This window comes from Nonlabens sp. SY33080 (assembly GCF_011784885.1).
Taxonomy (GTDB): domain Bacteria; phylum Bacteroidota; class Bacteroidia; order Flavobacteriales; family Flavobacteriaceae; genus Nonlabens; species Nonlabens tegetincola.
Map to the genome: position 1 here is coordinate 1,796,815 of NZ_CP050461.1, position 18,755 is coordinate 1,815,569.

General features: G+C 35.2%; 10 protein-coding genes. 2 read left to right on the forward strand and 8 right to left on the reverse strand.

Annotation, left to right across the window (positions count from 1 at the left end; genetic code table 11):
• Window positions 1-35 precede the first annotated feature (35 nt).
• The 3 genes from HCN53_RS08040 to HCN53_RS08050 form a co-directional block, all read right to left on the reverse strand.
• Window positions 36-1,400: an OmpA family protein gene (locus HCN53_RS08040; protein ID WP_060523670.1), complete on the reverse strand. Its 1,365-nt coding sequence runs from the start codon at window positions 1,398-1,400 to the stop codon at window positions 36-38.
• Window positions 1,401-1,517: 117 nt separating this feature from the next.
• Entirely contained in the window at window positions 1,518-2,711 is a 1,194-nt protein-coding gene (gene kbl, locus HCN53_RS08045) for a glycine C-acetyltransferase (RefSeq protein WP_042277207.1), read from the reverse strand.
• Between the two features lie 33 nt (window positions 2,712-2,744).
• Complete coding sequence (locus HCN53_RS08050; RefSeq protein ID WP_167342636.1) at window positions 2,745-5,885, reverse strand: UvrD-helicase domain-containing protein; 3,141 nt, start codon at window positions 5,883-5,885, stop codon at window positions 2,745-2,747.
• A 150-nt stretch (window positions 5,886-6,035) separates the two neighbouring features.
• On the opposite strand from HCN53_RS08050, the gene HCN53_RS08055 reads away from it, so the two are divergent.
• Window positions 6,036-6,644 carry a superoxide dismutase gene (locus HCN53_RS08055; RefSeq protein ID WP_042277203.1) on the forward strand — a complete coding sequence of 203 codons (609 nt, stop codon included), beginning with the start codon at window positions 6,036-6,038 and terminating at the stop codon, window positions 6,642-6,644.
• A 77-nt stretch (window positions 6,645-6,721) separates the two neighbouring features.
• On the opposite strand, the gene HCN53_RS08060 is transcribed toward HCN53_RS08055, so the two are convergent.
• The 3 genes from HCN53_RS08060 to HCN53_RS08070 form a co-directional block, all read right to left on the reverse strand.
• Window positions 6,722-8,620: an amidophosphoribosyltransferase gene (locus HCN53_RS08060; RefSeq protein WP_167342637.1), complete on the reverse strand. Its 1,899-nt coding sequence runs from the start codon at window positions 8,618-8,620 to the stop codon at window positions 6,722-6,724.
• A 66-nt stretch (window positions 8,621-8,686) separates the two neighbouring features.
• Complete coding sequence (locus HCN53_RS08065; protein ID WP_042277198.1) at window positions 8,687-9,607, reverse strand: PfkB family carbohydrate kinase; 921 nt, start codon at window positions 9,605-9,607, stop codon at window positions 8,687-8,689.
• Window positions 9,608-9,675: 68 nt separating this feature from the next.
• Window positions 9,676-11,196: a GH3 auxin-responsive promoter family protein gene (locus tag HCN53_RS08070; protein ID WP_042277195.1), complete on the reverse strand. Its 1,521-nt coding sequence runs from the start codon at window positions 11,194-11,196 to the stop codon at window positions 9,676-9,678.
• A 64-nt stretch (window positions 11,197-11,260) separates the two neighbouring features.
• On the opposite strand from HCN53_RS08070, the gene HCN53_RS08075 reads away from it, so the two are divergent.
• Complete coding sequence (locus HCN53_RS08075; protein ID WP_167342638.1) at window positions 11,261-12,055, forward strand: DUF2797 domain-containing protein; 795 nt, start codon at window positions 11,261-11,263, stop codon at window positions 12,053-12,055.
• On the opposite strand, the gene HCN53_RS08080 is transcribed toward HCN53_RS08075, so the two are convergent.
• Window positions 12,052-17,457, reverse strand: a complete 5,406-nt coding sequence (locus tag HCN53_RS08080; protein ID WP_240919333.1) for an AAA domain-containing protein — start codon at window positions 17,455-17,457, stop codon at window positions 12,052-12,054. The two genes, HCN53_RS08075 and HCN53_RS08080, sit on opposite strands and share 4 nt — an antisense overlap.
• On the reverse strand, window positions 17,444-18,685 hold the full coding sequence (locus tag HCN53_RS08085) for a M48 family metalloprotease (protein ID WP_167342639.1): 1,242 nt from the start codon (window positions 18,683-18,685) through the stop codon (window positions 17,444-17,446). The genes HCN53_RS08080 and HCN53_RS08085 overlap by 14 nt, the downstream gene beginning before the upstream one ends.
• Between the last annotated feature and the right edge of the window lie 70 nt (window positions 18,686-18,755).

Below are 18,755 nucleotides of genomic sequence, written 5' to 3' on the forward strand. Positions count from 1 at the left end.
GTGGCTTTTTATTATTAGTATGTAATTATATTACATTACTTTTTCAAGTTGATCTCAACACGACGGTTTTGAGCTCTACCAGCTTTAGTATTGTTTGAAGCGATTGGTTTAGTTTCACCGTAACCCATTGCACTCAATCTAAATTCTTGGATACCGTTTTGAACTAAGTATTCTTTAACAGAAAGCGCTCTGTCATTCGACAATCTTTGATTAAAGCTATCAGAACCTCTACTATCAGTATGACCATCGATAGAGAATTTTGCATCTGGATATTTCTTTAAGATTGAAATAATGTCTGCTAGTACTTCTTCAGATTGCTTTTTGATAGAAGCTTTAGCCGTATCAAAAAGAATAGTCTTAGCATATTCGTTTAATTGTGCTTGCTCTTGTTGAGTAGGTACAGCAGGCTTAGGACAACCTTGCATTTCCTTAACACCTGGAGTTTTAGGACACTTGTCTTCAGAATCTTTTATACCATCTCCATCAGTATCAGGACATCCGTTGAATGCAGCAAGACCTTTTACATTTGGACAATCATCTGCGCTATCTTTTATTCCATCTCCATCAGCATCAGGACAACCCATTAAAGCTACAAGACCTGCAGTTTCAGGACACTGATCGTCTTTATCAAGAACACCATCTCCATCAGTATCAGGACATCCTTGATTTTCTGCTGGTCCAGCATTATTAGGACAAACATCTTCACTGTCTTGGATACCATCACCGTCAGAATCTGGACAACCCATGAACTCTTCTAATCCTGGAGTTTCTGGACACTTATCATTATTATCAGTTATACCATCTCCGTCTGTATCAACAGCACCCCAAATGAATTTCACACCAGCAGAGTGTTGCCAGTGCTTAGGAAGACCATCTTCAAACGAATGCTTATAGATAGTATTAACATTGAATAAAACATTCTCCATCAATTTAATATCAAATCCGGCTGTACCGTTAAATGTTCCAAACCCATCTTCTTCTAACCATTGGTATGAACCACCTACTCCTAAATAAGGATTAAAAACATCAGATCCATTCCATATCTCACGTAAGTTGTAGCGTAAACCACCATCAAGAGCTACATATGATAGCTCTTCAATTTTAGTATCACCTGCTTGATCTATCCTGTTTAAAGAGAAAGCTCCAGTAGCGACAATACCATCACCTACATAGTATCCTAATTCAAAACGACTAGGTGCAGGCATAAGGTTATAATGATCTACATTAAAAAACTGATCAAAATAATCTCCTAGACCTTGATCTTTTTCTCCTACAGGATACAAATCGATAGCATTTACTCCTATAGAGAAAGACCATCTATTTGAGGCATCCTGAGCGTTTACAAACGCCGCAGAAACTAAGGCAGCTCCTACAACAACATATTTTAGTATTTTCTTCATGTTGGGGTTATTATTAAATTATTTACGGACAAAATTAACGGCTTACTCACTTTTTACAAGTTTTTTCCGATATATTTTACACAAATTCAGACTTTTTGTCAAAATTTTAATGTTTAATTATATAATACCTAACTCTTTACCGACTTTTTCAAAGGCTTTAAGAGCTTTATCTAGGTGAATTTGATCATGAGCCGCACTTAATTGTACTCTTATTCGTGCTTTTTCTTTTGGAACTACAGGATAAAAGAACCCTATTACATAGATACCTTCTTTTAATAGTGCATCAGCCATATTTTGTGAAAGTTGTGCATCGTATAACATAACCGGAACAATTGCACTATCTCCATCTATTATATCAAAACCTAAATCTTGGAGACCTTTTTTGAAATAAGCTGTATTGCTTTGCACTTTATCTATTAAAGCAGTACTAGAGTCTATTAACTCCAAAGCTTTAATACTTGCTCCCACAATTGATGGGGCTAATGAATTACTGAATAGATATGGTCTAGATCGTTGTCTAAGGATTTCAATAATTTCCTTTTTGGCACAAGTATATCCACCCATAGCACCACCTAAAGCTTTTCCTAAGGTTCCTGTGATAATATCAACGCGACCTAAAACACCTTTTGCCTCAAGCGTACCTCTTCCTGTATCTCCCAAGAATCCAGCTGCATGACACTCATCAACCATGACAAGAGCATCGTATTTATCAGCTAAATCACATATTTCATCAAGAGGAGCTAGCAATCCATCCATCGAAAAAACACCATCTGTAACAATCACCTTAAAACGAGCCCCATCTTCATTTGCTTGAATCAGTTGTTTTTCAAGATCTGACATATCACCACTGGCGTACCTATACCTACCTGCTTTACACAATCTAACACCATCAATTATTGATGCATGATTTAAAGAATCAGAAATAATTGCATCCTCTTTTGTGAGTAAGGGTTCAAAAACACCACCATTGGCGTCAAAACAAGCCGCATACAATATAGTATCTTCTGCTCCATAAAAATCTGCTAACTTCTGTTCCAGTTCTTTATGAATATCTTGAGTTCCACATATAAATCTTACTGAGCTCATTCCAAACCCATGAGAATCCAATGATTTTTTTGCTGCCTCAACCACTTCGGGATGAGATGACAGTCCCAAATAGTTATTGGCGCAGAAGTTAATCACCTCACTACCGTCATTCAATGTTATTACCGCATCTTGAGGAGAAGTTATTATACGTTCCCTTTTATATAATCCGGCCTCTTTAATTTCGGCGATTTCTTTTTGTAAATGTTCTTTAATTGATCCGTACATAAACTTAATTTTACAACAAAGATAAGACCTAGCTCACCATTTAATAATGGTCATCGTATCTAAATAAACCAAAACCTTGCTGGTAACTAAATATCCCATATTATCGTAAAGAATACCATAATGGTCCACCTGTTCTTTGTGTGAAATATCTGGTTTTCCTGTTTTATAATCTATAATAGTAACCTCATCCTTATAAATTACCACTCTATCAGGTATAAATTTGAAACCATTTTTATCAATAATCGGCCTTTCTATCAACACCTTGAACTTATTATTAAAATAGTCTTTCATTTCGTCATGAGCTATGAGTTTTTCGCAAGTTGAGCTCAATTCTAGCTTTTCGTCCTTGGAAAGCGTAGTAGACTGATGAATTAATTCTTTAACATTACTTAGGTCTTCCTGAGTTATTAATTTTTCTAGATAATGATGAATCAAGTTTCCTCTTTCGATGGAAATATCTTTACCAGTTGACCATAACTGCCCTTTTCTAGTGCTTATTTGAATACCAGAATGATTGCTATTTGAATGAAATTGATCCAAATACATAGGCATATCAAGTGCATGACTAGTGGAGAGCTTCTCATCCTGACCTAGCGCATAACTAGTAAAGTTTTCAAACTCCTTACTGGATAACAACATTGAATCATTAACATATTGTTCCAAAAATTCAAACATAGTATCCTTTTTACTATAAGGCTTCTGCGTATTAATATACAGTCGTTCTACCGACCTAGTAAAGGCAACATACCAAACATTAATGTTATCAAGCTTTTCTTGTTCTAAACTGCGTTCATATAGTTTTGGAACAGGATCAGGATACTGCTCACATTCTTCTTTCATGGACAACAACAAATATTCAAATCCTTCAAAATCATTTGGGTCGACTTGTAACCACTCACTAGTTCTTTTAAGATCGTTGTATTTGGTATCACAACCAGCCACAATTACAACAGGAAATTCAAGACCTTTAGATTTATGAATTGTCATAACTTGAATAGCTCCAGTCGTATCGCTACCAGATAAGCTCAGCTTATTTTCAATAGTGTCCCAATGCTGCAACAAGCCTGTAAGACCAGTTTGATTTTGACTTGAAAATTCAAACACCATTTCCAAAAATTGTGAAAGCCTAGCATCTTGCATTTGCATGATTGCGGTACACTCTACTAACCATTGAACGAAACTATACAAAGAACGCCTACTTAATTCATCCCTTAATGAAGGCAGGTCAAATAACTCCTGAAAAATTGATTCTTGTGATTTATTCATTAAAGAATTAATGAAATCATGTCTATTCTCAGTCCCTGAATTTAAACTGTGCTCTAGCAGAAAATTATACTTAAGCTCTGGTTGATCACTAGCTATATAATTTAATAGCGCAACTAAGTAAGCAACCTTTGGAGAGTGACTAACCAACATACTTTCGGCTGATACAACTCGCTCACCATTCAATTCTAAAAATCGAGCTATTTCACTTGCCAAAGAATTATTGCGAACCAGGATACAAATTTCATCATTCAAATATCCCGCTGTCCTAGCATGTTTAATTTGTTCTAGCACATGATAACTACTAGCCTTACTAACTTCTGGAATAAGCTTTTCTGGGTCCAGATAATCCAAATAATCATCCTTAAGAATATCTATTTGAACATAACCACCTGGCTTGTTAGAAGTTTTTTGCGTCAGGTAATTTCTATAAAGTTCATTGTAAACAGGACTTTGAAGTTTATTACCCAAAAACGTAAAAAAATCATTATTGAAATTTACAATCTCATCATAACTACGCCAATTAAATTCTAAAGGTTCCTTATTAACTCCAGTAAAAAATAATTCCTGCGAGCTCATCAATTCCAAAAATTGATTCACGTCACCACCACGCCATCTATAAATGGCTTGTTTTGCATCACCTACTAACATCAATGTACCACCTTGTTCATCTATAGACATACTTTGAACAGCATGAGCAATAAGCGGTTGCATGTTTTGCCATTGCATCACACTAGTGTCTTGAAATTCATCAATGAAATAATGACGGTACTTCTCACCTAGCCTCTCATAAATAAAAGGAGCCGGCTCATCCTTAATCTGTTCACGTAATAAGGTATTAAACTCATAAATAGGAAGCAGCCTTTCTTTATCCTTGATTTTTTCTATCTCTCTAGCAATCACACCTAATAAGGACAATGGCACAAGACTATTGTAAATATTATTTAATAAGAACAATTGTTGCATACTGCTCTTGTAAACCGGTATATAATCATCAATAAGTTTTATGAACGAGTCTGTCAACTCAATTCTTGTTGACTTTGGTAGTAAATTACCTTCATTAGCATTGAGCAGCCTAGAAGATAGTTTCAAATCCCAGTTACCATCACTTAATTTTTGAATTTGCCCAATTGCTCCAGTCGATTTATACGAAAAATCGTTAATCGTCCATCCCATTTTCAATCGTTGAGAATCAATTTCAATGGCTCCATCGGTGATTGATTGACGTAAGGAGTGAATTTTCTTTTTTACGCTTTCGCGAAAGCGAACAAAATCACTAATATCCTTGCTTTTTAAGTCCTTCAAATACCGGTAGTTATTTTCAGAACCTATGCGTTTAGCCATTTTTTGTAAATCAATAGCTATATTCCAACTGCGATCATTATCTATTTTTTCAAGAGCGTATTCTACTAATATATTAGTAAGTTGTTTATCGTTACCTGCCCTATCGATGACCTGATTAACCGCTTTCTCAATTAATTCATCTGTGTCAAGTGCCACCTGAAATCCATCAGGCAACTTCATATCTTTTGAAAACGTGCGCAACAACCTATGATTAAATGTATCAATAGTAACTACATCAAAAGCGGCATAATCATGTAGTAAATATTGCAGTACTCTATGAGATTTATCCTTAAGTTGCTGTTCACTCAATCCTGATTGTGATTGAACATGTTGGGCAATAGGCACAATTTTATCGCTCCATTCTGCTTGCCCTAATTCTTTAAGATATTCTAGGATTCTAGTCTTCATTTCGGCCACAGCTTTATTAGTAAAGGTGACAGCAAGGATGTAGCGGTATCCTCGATTTGTTTTTTGTGAAAGTAACTTGGTTAAGAAATCCCTGGCAAGCGTATATGTTTTACCTGATCCTGCACTAGCGCTGTATATGGTGGTAGGTTGTTGCGTCATAATTCAAAAATAAGAAAGTTAATCACCGCTTTTATATGATTATGAAATAGTTGTCACTGTTTAGGGAATTTATAACAATAAATACTTTAACACTTAGGCTATTGTGTTTAACTTTAGCACTTTAAACATTAACACTAAAAATTACACGATATGTCATTTGAACTACCAAATTTACCATATGCACACGATGCACTAGAACCACACATTGATGCAAGAACCATGGAGATTCACCATGGAAAGCACCACGCAGGTTACACCTCAAAATTGAACAATGCCGTTGAAGGAACCGATTTAGAAGGAAAATCTATCGAGAACATTCTTTCAAATCTAGACATGAGCAATACAGCTGTTAGAAATAACGGTGGTGGTTTTTATAATCACAGACTTTTTTGGGAAGTAATGTCTCCTAATGGTGGTGGAAATCCTGATGGAGAACTAGCAACAGCCATCAACGAATCTTTTGGATCATTTGAAGATTTTAAAAATAAATTTAGTGATGCTGCAAAAGGACAATTCGGTTCTGGATGGGCATGGCTTTGTGTTCATGAAGGTGGAAAGTTAGAAGTATGCGGTACACCTAACCAGGACAATCCATTAATGCCAGAGGTAGGATGTGGAGGAACTCCAATTTTAGGTCTAGATGTATGGGAACACGCATACTACCTGAATTACCAAAACCGCAGACCTGATTATGTTGAAGCTTTCTTCAATGTGATTAATTGGACTGAGGTATCAAAACGCTATGCTGAAGGTAAGTAATCACTTAACCGCTTAATTAAAAAGCCTTAACATTCATAAAATGTTAAGGCTTTATTTTTTATCTAAAACGAATACTATTAATAAGCTCTTTCTTTATTCCCTTCAAAGAAATTAATAAAGGCTCTATTCACCACACGATTTCCTCCTGGTGTAGGATAATTACCTGTAAAGTACCAATCACCTAAATTTTTAGGACAAGCTTTATGCAAATCGTCTACTTTTTGATAGATAATTTTCACCTCGGCATTTAAATCTTCATCGGAAAGTAGAACGGCAATTTTATTTGAGATCTCTTCATCGGAAAATGGATCGTAAAATTCTTTTACGTAATTGACTACATCAACATCTTCAAAATTGACTTGAGTAAGACATTTTTCATAAATATCTTCAACCATTTGATACGTACCTCTTTCCTTGTGTAATTCTAATGCTGCTCTAAATGCTACCAAATCCTCTAGTCTAGCCATGTCAATTCCATAGCAATCAGGATAACGAATTTGTGGCGCACTGGACACGACAACTATACGTTTAGGCTGTAATCGATCCATCATTTTAAGAATAGACTTTTTCAATGTGGTTCCTCTTACAATTGAATCATCTATTATCACAAGATTATCATCTCGTTTAACCACACCATAAGTAACATCGTAAACGTGTGCCACGAGGTCGTCCCTAGAACTATCTTCAGTTATAAAAGTTCGCAGCTTGGCATCCTTTATAGCAATTTTTTCAGTTCTAAGCTTTCGCGAAAGCGTACTTTCAACCTGCTCACGAGTTAATTGACCGTTACCAGCAAGAATAGCATCGGTCTTTTGTTGATCAAGTGCTGCATGCGCGGCTTCAACCATACCGTAGAAAGAAGTCTCTGCAGTGTTTGGTATAAAAGAAAAAACAGAGTTTTCAATATCGTGATCTATGCTATCCATTATTCTAGGAAACAATAATCTTCCTAACTCTTTGCGTTCTTTATAAATCTCGGCATCACTACCTCGAGAGAAGTATATGCGCTCAAAGGAACATGCTTTTCTTTCTAAAGGCTCTTTTATTTGTTCAATACTCACGCGGCCATCTTTTTTTATAATGATGGCGTTACCTGGTTCTAACTCTTGAACTTGTTCAAAAGGAGCATTAAAGGCTGTTTGAATCACTGGTCTTTCACTTGCTATGGCTATCACCTCATCATCTTGATAGTAATAAGCAGGACGTATTCCTGCTGGGTCACGCAGCAAGAAAGCATCACCATGCCCCATTAAACCACCCATTGCGTAACCACCATCCCAATCTCGAGCACTTTTACGCAATATTTTTGCAACATCTAGTTCCTCGGCAATTTTTGGACTGGCTTCTACTTTTGAATATCCTTCGTTTTTAAATTTCTTGTAGAGTTTACGAACTTGTCTATCTTGAAAATGTCCTACTTTTTCCATCACGGTGATCGTATCAGCTAGATCTTTAGGATGCTGTCCAAGAGAAACTAATTTATCAAATAACTGTTTAACATTTGTCATGTTAAAGTTACCAGCCATAATAAGATTACGGTGCATCCAGTTATTTTGTCTAAGGAATGGATGAACACTTTCAATACTGTTTTTACCAAAAGTCCCGTATCTCACGTGACCTATCATCACTTCACCTAAATAGGGTATTTGAGATTTTTGAGCAGCGACGTCTTCTCTAATTTCTGGGCTATTGTACAATTCAGTATTAATACGGTCGTTAATTTGACCAAAAATATCTTGAATAGGTTGTGGTTGATTACTGCGTACTCTCGAAATATATCGCTGCCCAGGATCCACATCAAGTTTAATACTCGCAAAACCAGCACCATCTTGTCCACGATTGTGCTGCTTTTCCATCATAAGGTACATTTTATTTATTCCATAAAATGCTGTACCGTATTTTTCTTTGTAGTATTCTAGTGGTTTGAGTAGTCTAATTAGTGCTATACCACACTCGTGTTTTAACGCGTCGCTCATGAGGGAATTCTAAAAGGTAAAAGTAGTAAAAATGCCCGCGTTTAGGCGGGCATTTTTTATTCATATTTAAGCTTTCATTTCAAATTTTGTAAGCGCCTGAAATTGTTTTAAGCGCGTTTCAATTTCGTCATTGGTAATGGACTGCATGCGTTCTGTACCAAATCGTTCTACACAAAAGGAAGCAAAATTTGATCCGTATATAATAGCACGCTTCATGTTTTCAAAACTGTAGTCACCGCTTGCAGCTAGGAAACCAGCAAATCCACCAGCAAATGTATCTCCAGCACCAGTAGGATCAAATACTTCTTCTAATGGTAAGGCTGGAGCAAAGAAAATATCTCCATCATGGAATAATAGCGCTCCATGCTCACCTTTTTTAATCACTACATATTTAGGACCCATTTCGTGGATCTTTTTTGCAGCATTTACAAGTGAGTACTCTCCAGATAATTGTCTAGCTTCTTCATCATTAATAGTAATTACATCTACTCGTTCGATTACTTTTTTAAGTAGTTCTAATTCTATATCCATCCAGAAGTTCATGGTATCTAAAATAACCAATTGAGCATTTGGAGTTTGGTCCAGCACACCCATTTGAACTGCTGGGTGTAGGTTTCCTAACATCACAACCTCAGCATCCTTATATTCTTCAGGAACTATAGGGTTAAAATCTGCTAGTACATTTAATTCAGTAACTAGTGTATCTCTAGAGTTCATATCGTTGTGGTAACGACCTGACCAAAAGAATGTTTTTCCATCTTCTACTACCTCGATTCCGTCAATATTCATACCGCGGTTTTTCATCATCTCTAGATATTCCTGTGGAAAATCACCACCTACAACGCTTACTAGAGCAACATCGGTGTTAAAATGAGAAGCACTTAATCCAATAAAAGTAGCTGCTCCACCTAAAATTTTATCTGTTTTACCAAATGGTGTTTCAATAGCGTCAAAAGCTACTGTTCCTACCACAACCAGTTTACTCATCTTCTTAATTTTGGTGCAAAAATACGTTATTATAATCTTCTAATTGCACCCATTAACTTTTTGTAGAATTAAAGAGAGTTATGGATTTTTAAAAGTTCTTCCATGTACTCACGACTGTTGCTTAATCTAGGAATTTTATGCTGTCCGCCTAGCTTGTTTTTATCCTTCAACCAGTTATAGAACGTATTTTCTTTTGCATGGTGAATTCTAGGTGCGGTTAAGGTTGTATTGTTGTATCGTTTTGCCTCGTAATCGGTATTTACTTTTTGTAGATTTTCATCTAGCGCTTTCGCGAAAGCGAGCTCATCAACCGGTGCTGTATTAAATTCTATCATCCATTCATGCGCTCCCTTTTCTTTGCCTTGCATAAATACCGGAGCAACCGTATATTCCTTTATAGCACAAGGCACGCTAATCATTGTATTTTTAAGAGCTTCTTCAGCATTTTCAATAATTAGTTCTTCACCAAAAACATTTATGTGATGCTTAGTTCTTCCTGTTACTTTAATGCGGTATGGCGATGTACTAGTAAAACGCACTGTGTCGCCAATTTTATAACGCCACAATCCTGCATTGGTGGTTATAATAACTGCATAATTTTTACCTAGCTCGACCTGGTTAAGAGGTATTATCTCTTCATCGGGTGTGCCGTAATTATCCATCGGGATAAACTCATAGAAAATTCCATAATCCAACATAAGCAGCAATTCTTTACTATCGTTTTTATCTTGAATGGCAAAGAATCCTTCACTGGCATTGTAAATTTCATAGTACTTTACTCGATCGCTAGGAAGTAATTTCCTGTATTCTTCTATGTATGGATCAAAACTAACGCCACCATGAAAGAACACTTCCATATCAGGCCATACTTGAAGAATGTTGTCCTTTCCTGTTGTTTCTAATACTTTGTTTAGTAAAACCATCATCCAGCTGGGCACTCCTGCTAGACTGGTAACTCTCTCTTTTATAGTTTCATTTACAATGGCAGGTAGTTTTGTCTCCCAATCGGCAAGTAAAGCTGTTTCGTTGCCTGGAGTACTGCTGTAATCGGCCCAAAAAGGCATGTTGTCAATCAATATACTGCTCAAATCGCCTGCAGCAGTGCCAGCCTTTTTATCTAGTTTTTTACTACCACCTAGTCTTAATCCTTTCCCTGTAAACAGTTTTGATTCTGGATTATTATTAAGATACATGCACAGTAAATCTTTGGCAGCGGCGTAATGACAATCCTCTAGCGACTCTTGACTTACAGGAATAAATTTGCTACGAGCACTCGTGGTTCCACTACTCATTGCAAACCATTTAATATCTGTAGGCCAAAATATATTATTCTCTCCTGATTTACAGCGCTCAATATCGGCTTGAACATCACTATACTCCACAACTGGCATGATAGCAGCAAAATCTTTATAGGATTTAATATCTTTAAATCCATATTTTTTACCATACTCTGTATTACGTGCAAAATAAATAAGGTCTTGCAACACATTATCTTGCAGCTCTTGAGGATGCTTAATAAACAACTCCATATCATGAATACGTTTCTTAAGAAACCAGCTTACGACAGAATTAAGTATTGTGTTACCCATTTGAGTGGCTTAGAGTATTTTTGTGATGGTAAAGATATAACCTCTACAGTATAAAATTCATAAAATGAAGGTAACAGGTACAGTACGTAAAATGCAAACTGAAATTCAAGAACAAGTTCAATATTATTTGGTTTTTCCTGATCAATTTGTTCATATGAACCAGTTACTTGATAAATCTATTACTATAAAACATGTGGCAAACGAGTGTTTGAATTGTGGACTGGATAAAAAAATATGGCGACAAGGATTTTGTTATGATTGCTTTACTGCCATACCACAAGCTGGTGACTGGATTATGAAACCAGAATTAAGCAAGGCCCATCTAGATGAAGAAGATCGCGATTTAGAGTATGAAAAAAAGGTACAATTACAACCTCATATCGTTTATTTGGCCAATAGTAGCAACATTAAAGTAGGTGTTACTCGTAAATCACAAATTCCAACTAGATGGATTGATCAAGGTGCCCACGAGGCCATTGCTATACTTGAAACTCCTAATCGATATCTTGCTGGAATAAGTGAAGTTGCGCTTAAGGAACATGTTTCTGACAAAACTAATTGGCGTAAAATGCTAACTAATGACGTAGAGGATGTTGATTTATTACGCTTCCGCGAAAGCTTACTACAGCACTTGCCTCAAGAGGCCTTACCCTACACGCTTGATAATGCTAAAGAATGGGAAATTGAATTCCCAGTATTAGAATATCCAAAAAAGGTAAAAAGCGTGAATTTAACCAAATCACCAGAACACAACGGCGTGCTTAAAGGTATCAAAGGACAATACTTGATTTTTAATGATGGTCACGTTATGAACCTGCGCAGTCATGAAGGGTTTGTCATTGATATTGAGGTGCATTAAGACCTGCGATAGCCTTTACGTAACTTTACTCCGGTTAATCGCATTTCTTCTTTAAGTGCATCGGCACGGGTAGACAGAGATTTCACATTGGTTTGAGGTTGATTACCTATTCTACCATAACGTGTGTGTACTTCATTACCTATTACTTTTATTTCCCAGAATTTATTGCTATTCCCTTGTACATACTCATACCTTTTAAAGTCATCACTAGTTTGTGATGATTGTGACTCTATAGTACTATCAGAAACTTGTTGCACATCTTCATTAATCTTCTCTTGCTTTTCTCGTTCATGATTTGTTGCTGTTACAGGAGATAATTTTTCTTCATTTTCTATTGTTTGTCTTATTCTTTCTAACACTCGATTGGGTTGTTCCACCCAATCCTTAACATATACGCGTAGTATTTTCCAACCAAAAGTTTCCAACACGCTTGTTTTTTGACAATACTGCTCTAGTACATTATCACCGTGATAATGACTTTTATAATCCAATAGGATACCCATTTTAAATTGAGTGTCATTAGGTGAAATAATCGCAATATCTACCTTAAAATGTGACTGCCCTATATCGTTATAAACCTCATATCCTTTTGCTTTTAGAACCTCTTTTAACTTGGATTTAAGCGGTATTTCCTTGCCTTTTAAATCTAGGTTTTGAGATACATGTAAACTATCTAATATGGAAGAAGCATTCTGTATATTACCATCAGAAATTTGTTTAGCGTACTGTAGAAAGCGTTTAAAATACCTAGCTCCTTCGTTGTAATCGTTTTTAATGTGCTCTCCTAAAATGCTAGAGACAATCATCATATTTCTCTTTGCTCTAGAGAATATGACATTGAGTCTTTTTTCTCCGCCACGTCTATTTATAGGGCCGAAATTCATCAACATTTTACCTTGTGTATTAAAACCATAACACACGCTCATGATGATAATATCTCTTTCATCTCCTTGGACATTTTCAAGGTTTTTTACAAATAACCCTGTAAACTGATCCTCTTCGGTACGATTATATTCTTCCTCTAAAAGTTTACCGAAATGGGTATCCAACAGTGCTAACTCTTCTAGAGCAGACTCGATAACAGATTGTTGTTCCATAGAAAAAGCCACTACACCTATACTTTTATTAACTTGTTGAGTAAGTAATTTTCTTACTAGGTGAGCTATGTAAGTAGCCTCATCTTTATTTGATCTTTTATGATAAACTGCGTTTTCAAGGTAGTGGTAACTTATACTACGTTGAAGCACATCATTAATATCTATTTCTTGATCAGGATTTAAGACATGTGTGAGTTCACCTGCTCCATGAATCGATAATTGATTATCTGGAATGGTAAGTAGTTCTCTTTTGTAAAAAGCAGCATTTGAATAGCTTATTAAACTTTCTCTACGGCTGCGATAATGCCATCCCAGCATTACTGATGGTAATTTTCTTGCTCCTTGATTCAATAGACTGTCGGCATCTAGGTTGATTCCTATACGTTGCTCTTGTTCTTCTTCATCCTCATCTACATCAACACTTGTTGTACTGAAAAAATTGGTAGGAGGCATTTGCATTTCATCACCTACAATAATCGTTTGGTGTGTTCTAAATAGAGAAGGAACGCCTTCTTCTACTGTTATTTGAGAGGCTTCATCGTATATAACAACATCAAAAATGGAAGTATCAATAGGCATTGAATCACTTACACTCAATGGACTCATCAACCAGACTGGCTTTAAACTTGTCATAATTTCTTGTGCCTCGCCAGTTGCCAACTCTCTGATAGACTTATACCTCATCTTTTTATTGAACTCATTTTCTAATATTTTGCGAGATGATTTGTATATCTTTTTGAGTTCCTTTTCTTCATTTGTTAATTGAGCGGCTGTGCTTTCAGTAATTCTAATTTTATTGAGAAATTGATCTCTTATTCTAGAACGTATAAAAGCTACATTGGCATTATAGTATTTATCTAATAAGTTCTGAATTTCCCTGATAGAGAATTGCAGGCTATCCTCATTCATTTGGGCAAATACAGGATTATTATCACTATTATCCAGTATTGTTTTGTACGCACAATGAAAATTTATCTCATCTTCTCTCCAATTGCGATCTCTCAAAAGCGATTGCAATTTAAAATCGGCATTATTAAGTTTTTCGATGTGAGGCTTAAATAAGGATAAACTATTAGTCATCGTCAAAGCACTACTAATTCTATCTTCTAAAGTTGCTATTGAATAATTACCGAAACTCTTAGCGATTTTAGACAACGAATTTCTAAGACTATTAAACAAAGGTAAAACACTAATAAGTCCAGATAAATAATCTCTATTATCGATTTCTATCCACTTGGCTACAATCGGACTACCTGTATTGTGTAATTGCTTTAACCATTGAATACCATCGTCATAATTTGTAAAACCATAACGATTTTCTAATTTTCTTTTTTCATTTTCAAAACTATTAAGAAGGTCATATTCGTCTACCAATCTGCTTAATACTGAATCGATTTCTGGTTTTACTTTATGTTTTTGAAAGTCATAAGCTTCTTTGATTTGCTTTTTTAATCGATACCATTTGGGGTTCAAAAATTTTAGAATGATAGCATTAGCTCGGTCCCATTGATTTTTTATCTCATAGGCGTCAATTGCATTCCACTTTACTTTCCAAAAACGATTTTCATCTTGCTTATCTTGCCACTTCTTGCGTGATTTTTCAAGCTTTTTATTATCGTTCAGTAAAGCTGTAGCTTGTGGATTATCAGGAGTTAAAACAGCAAGGTTTCCTTTTGCAATAACCCCTTTTGATTTTTCCATCAGATTGACTTCCTTAATCCAATCATCCCATACCATAGTGGTATCTCCATCATTTTCATCAATCCATTCATTAATCTGCTCCAATATGGTAAGAGCACTGCTTAATTCTTTGTGAATTGTAGTCTTATAGTCAGATGTTGATAATAGTTCTGGACTTATACCGTTTAACGGGAAGTTTTTGATGCTATCACCATAATGGTTGATCCTTATTTGATTTAAGAATTCCTTGATCCAATTTTCATTTGATTTCCACTCATCGAAATCAGGGATTACAAAATATTCCGCCTTGGCAAGTCTCTCAAACTTGTCAATATCACTAATTACCTCTTGATAAACTTGAAAGATAGGAGTCTCGCCAGATCGCATTATGTTATGAAAGCTCTCTAGTCGGTTAATGTGCGTTTGTATTTTGTCGATTATCTCATTTCTTTCCTTAACTATAGCTCTAGACTTCATCTTATCTTTTAAAAAGGACTCATAGGTCCCTTTTAAATTCATAATAAAAGATTTCTTGTCGGTCTGTGAATCATGAATTAAACAACATAATTCGTCCAGTTGTTTGTTTTTTAAACGATGGTAAACCACATCAAGTGCAGCACGTTTTTCACAAACGAAAAGTACTTTTTTATCTCTGGCTACATAATCTGCGATCAAGTTGGTTATCGTTTGAGATTTACCGGTACCTGGTGGACCTTGAATAATATAATTGCGACCACTGCGTGCTTTATAAACGGCTTTTGTTTGTGTAGGATCAGCTGCAATTATGGGATATAAATCATTCAATTGAGTACTGTTGCCTTCTTCTTCAATTAACTTTCGAGGATTCTCACTAAATAATTCTTCAAAGACTTCATCCTTAATATCAGCATTGATAATATCGTTGTAATCACGAACAATACTCATTTTACGATAATTGAAATTACCCAAAGTCATGTTGCAGGTATCTACTTCCCAAACCAGTGGATTTACAACTCCAAAATTATCATTACGATAGAAGCTGCGCTCTTTTTCTGCAACAGCTAGATCACTATAAGGATTGATATCTTCATTAATTATATATTCAAGATCATTAATCTTTTTATGAACCAAAGTTTTGAAGAGTTCAATTCCTAAAGGTTTAAAATCATCCTCTTTATAGGAGTAATCAAATTGTCTTAAATTTAAATTACTCGTGCGGCGATTAAGTTTACGTTTTTTGAGTTTGAAATTGCGTCGGGCAGCTTTATGAATAAGTTGAATTTGGGGTTTTTCTCGCCATTGAAGTTCTACTCCATTACCTGAATTAAGAATTTGATTACGTATGTTACCTATTAAATCTTCAAGTGAACTTTCCTTTAAATCTATAAAATCGGGAAGTTCAATATTATATAAATCTTTAAGATAGTAACTAAGAACTGGATTGATCTCTGCATCAGTAGTTGTGACCTCTAGTTGATACCGATCTTCTACTCCTTTTTTCTTTACTAATGAAACTGGAAGCAACAACAGTGGAGAAGAAATACGTTCTTCCCTATTTTCTTTAAAATTATACCAGTGTAAAAAAGCAATAACTAATCGCAGTTGATCAAATCCGTATTCATTACGGCTCTTTCTTGCTTCCAACCTAATTTTGTTGAGTATAGGATTTAAAAACCTATTGTTAGTTATATCAAGATACCTATTTAACAGAAGTGATTTCTTACCCAATAATTTACCTTCCATAACTGGTCCCCAAAAGATGATATCCTTCTCGGTAATATTTTTGTGATCTAGCAATAAAGGAATAGATGCTTCAGTAAGGTTTAAAAAACTACTTGTTGATTTGAAGTAAAGAAGTTTATTTCTACGAGATATGTCAAACAAGCGTCGTCGTAACTTATCTAAAATATATGTTCCACGTTCCTTGATGTTAATTGATTTGAATCCTATTGTCTCGGTAAGGTCTTGATAATTTTCAGGATTAAAATCTTGGTAATTTTTAAGTTTTGCTACAACCTCTTCTAAATTTGGAATACGATCTTCTCTGTAAATCGGAGTCATTTCTCTTATGACATGATGAATGGTAGGATCTAGCTCTTTATTCAAAAAGTATAACCTTTCTCTATTTTCTACAAAGCGTAACAATTCATCCTTATCGCGAAAATCTAGACCATAAGCTAGGCTTGCCATTAACATACCTAGTAAAAACACCTCTGTTAAAGGATCGTAAGTTCCCATCTCATAATCCCATGCTTTATAATGCATAACATAGGCAGGGTTTTTTACCGGACTAGCATTATCCAAATGCAAGTAATCACTTTGATTTTCAAATGAAGTGACGTTATTTGATCTATTTTGATAAATAGTGTCCGACACCTTGACTGCTCCATCTTCTTTTGGTTTTTGAGGTAGACCAGTCGAGATTACTGCACTACTAGTTTCTTGTTCAATGATTAAAATTCTACCATTATAAAGAACTTGATCTATGCTAGTGATCTTTAAAACTTTATCTTGATTATGAGCATATAGTGCTTTTTCAAGCAATGGTAAAACCTGAGCAATAAAATCGACCGTAGTATTTCCATTTGAAGCTTTTATCTCATCTAATAAGCTGAAAAAACTTTTCCTGTAATCATTCATGGTCATAAATACTTCTTTGTTCTTGAGACAACTTATTCAAGTCTTTCATTGCTTCATCCTTGAGAGATTTAAACTCCCTAATAGTTAGTTGATATTCCTTTCTAACAATACGTTCATACTCCTCTTTTATTCCTAATAAATCCGCAATTTCAAGTGTGTGAGCAAGAGGTAACAACTCAAGATCTGCATCTAGTTTACTAAAATCTAGCAGTACATAGCATAGGTAATTATGTGTGCCAATTGCTGCGTCATTAATAAACTTTTTGATACTATTGACTTCTTGCTTTTCATTACTTACATAAAACTTAGAAAAGAAACTTGAAGCGTGTGTCATGTTTCTAGAAGTACGCATCCATTCTGGTAACAGAATAAATTCTAAAAATTGATACGTGAATGAACTTAGTTCCTTTTGTTGAAAAAGGTCTAAATTATTCACATCTATCTTACCTATGATAAGCGGTTTAATGACCTCTTCAAGATTATGAGCGCTTCTCGATAGTTGATCTAGCGCATAGGTTCTTATGTATGTTTCTGGATGTGTAGTGTTTAATGAGCTGTTTTCTTCTCCTTGTAAAATCTCTTTGGCTTGATCTAGATAGCTTTGAGCATTCACTCGCTTTAGCCCTGTTGAAACCTTGACCAAACATTGTATGACAGAATAGTGTTCCCTGCAAACTTGAAAAGAACAAGCATCACAAAAAAGTTCCAAAAACAATTGAAATTTACGAGCAGTTTCTACAAAAACAGGATCACTTTGTGAATCATTGGCAAGGGCCAGAATAATACGTTGGGTAATTTCAAACTCACCATTTTCTATTTTAAAAAATAAAAAATGTCCTAATTCATGAGCTATCAATGCGGTTAATTGCCGCTCATCCAACAATTCTAAAAGATTCCCTGAAAAAACTATATGAGCCTCATCTTCAATAATTGAAATAGCACAATTATCTTGAATGCTATTTTGCTCTTGATAAAATGTGACTTGAGCGGTCAGGTTCAAATTTTTACATACTTGATTGCTTACCTTATACAAGTCAAAATGTGAATCCCTATCTAGCCTGTATGTATTCTTTAATAAAGATGATTTTAACGCTTCTATTTGATGTGACTTTACCTTTTCATCTTTAAACCACTGCCAGGTTTTGGACCTCGATTTAAAATAATCTCTGATTTTTTTATGATAGTTGAATGTGGGTAGGGAACGCTGTAAAGGCGTTTCAGTTGATTGGTTCATGTGCAACTATTAAGCTATGGCTTAAAAATATGAAATTAAGTAGGTTTTTTACTTAACTACATGTATATAA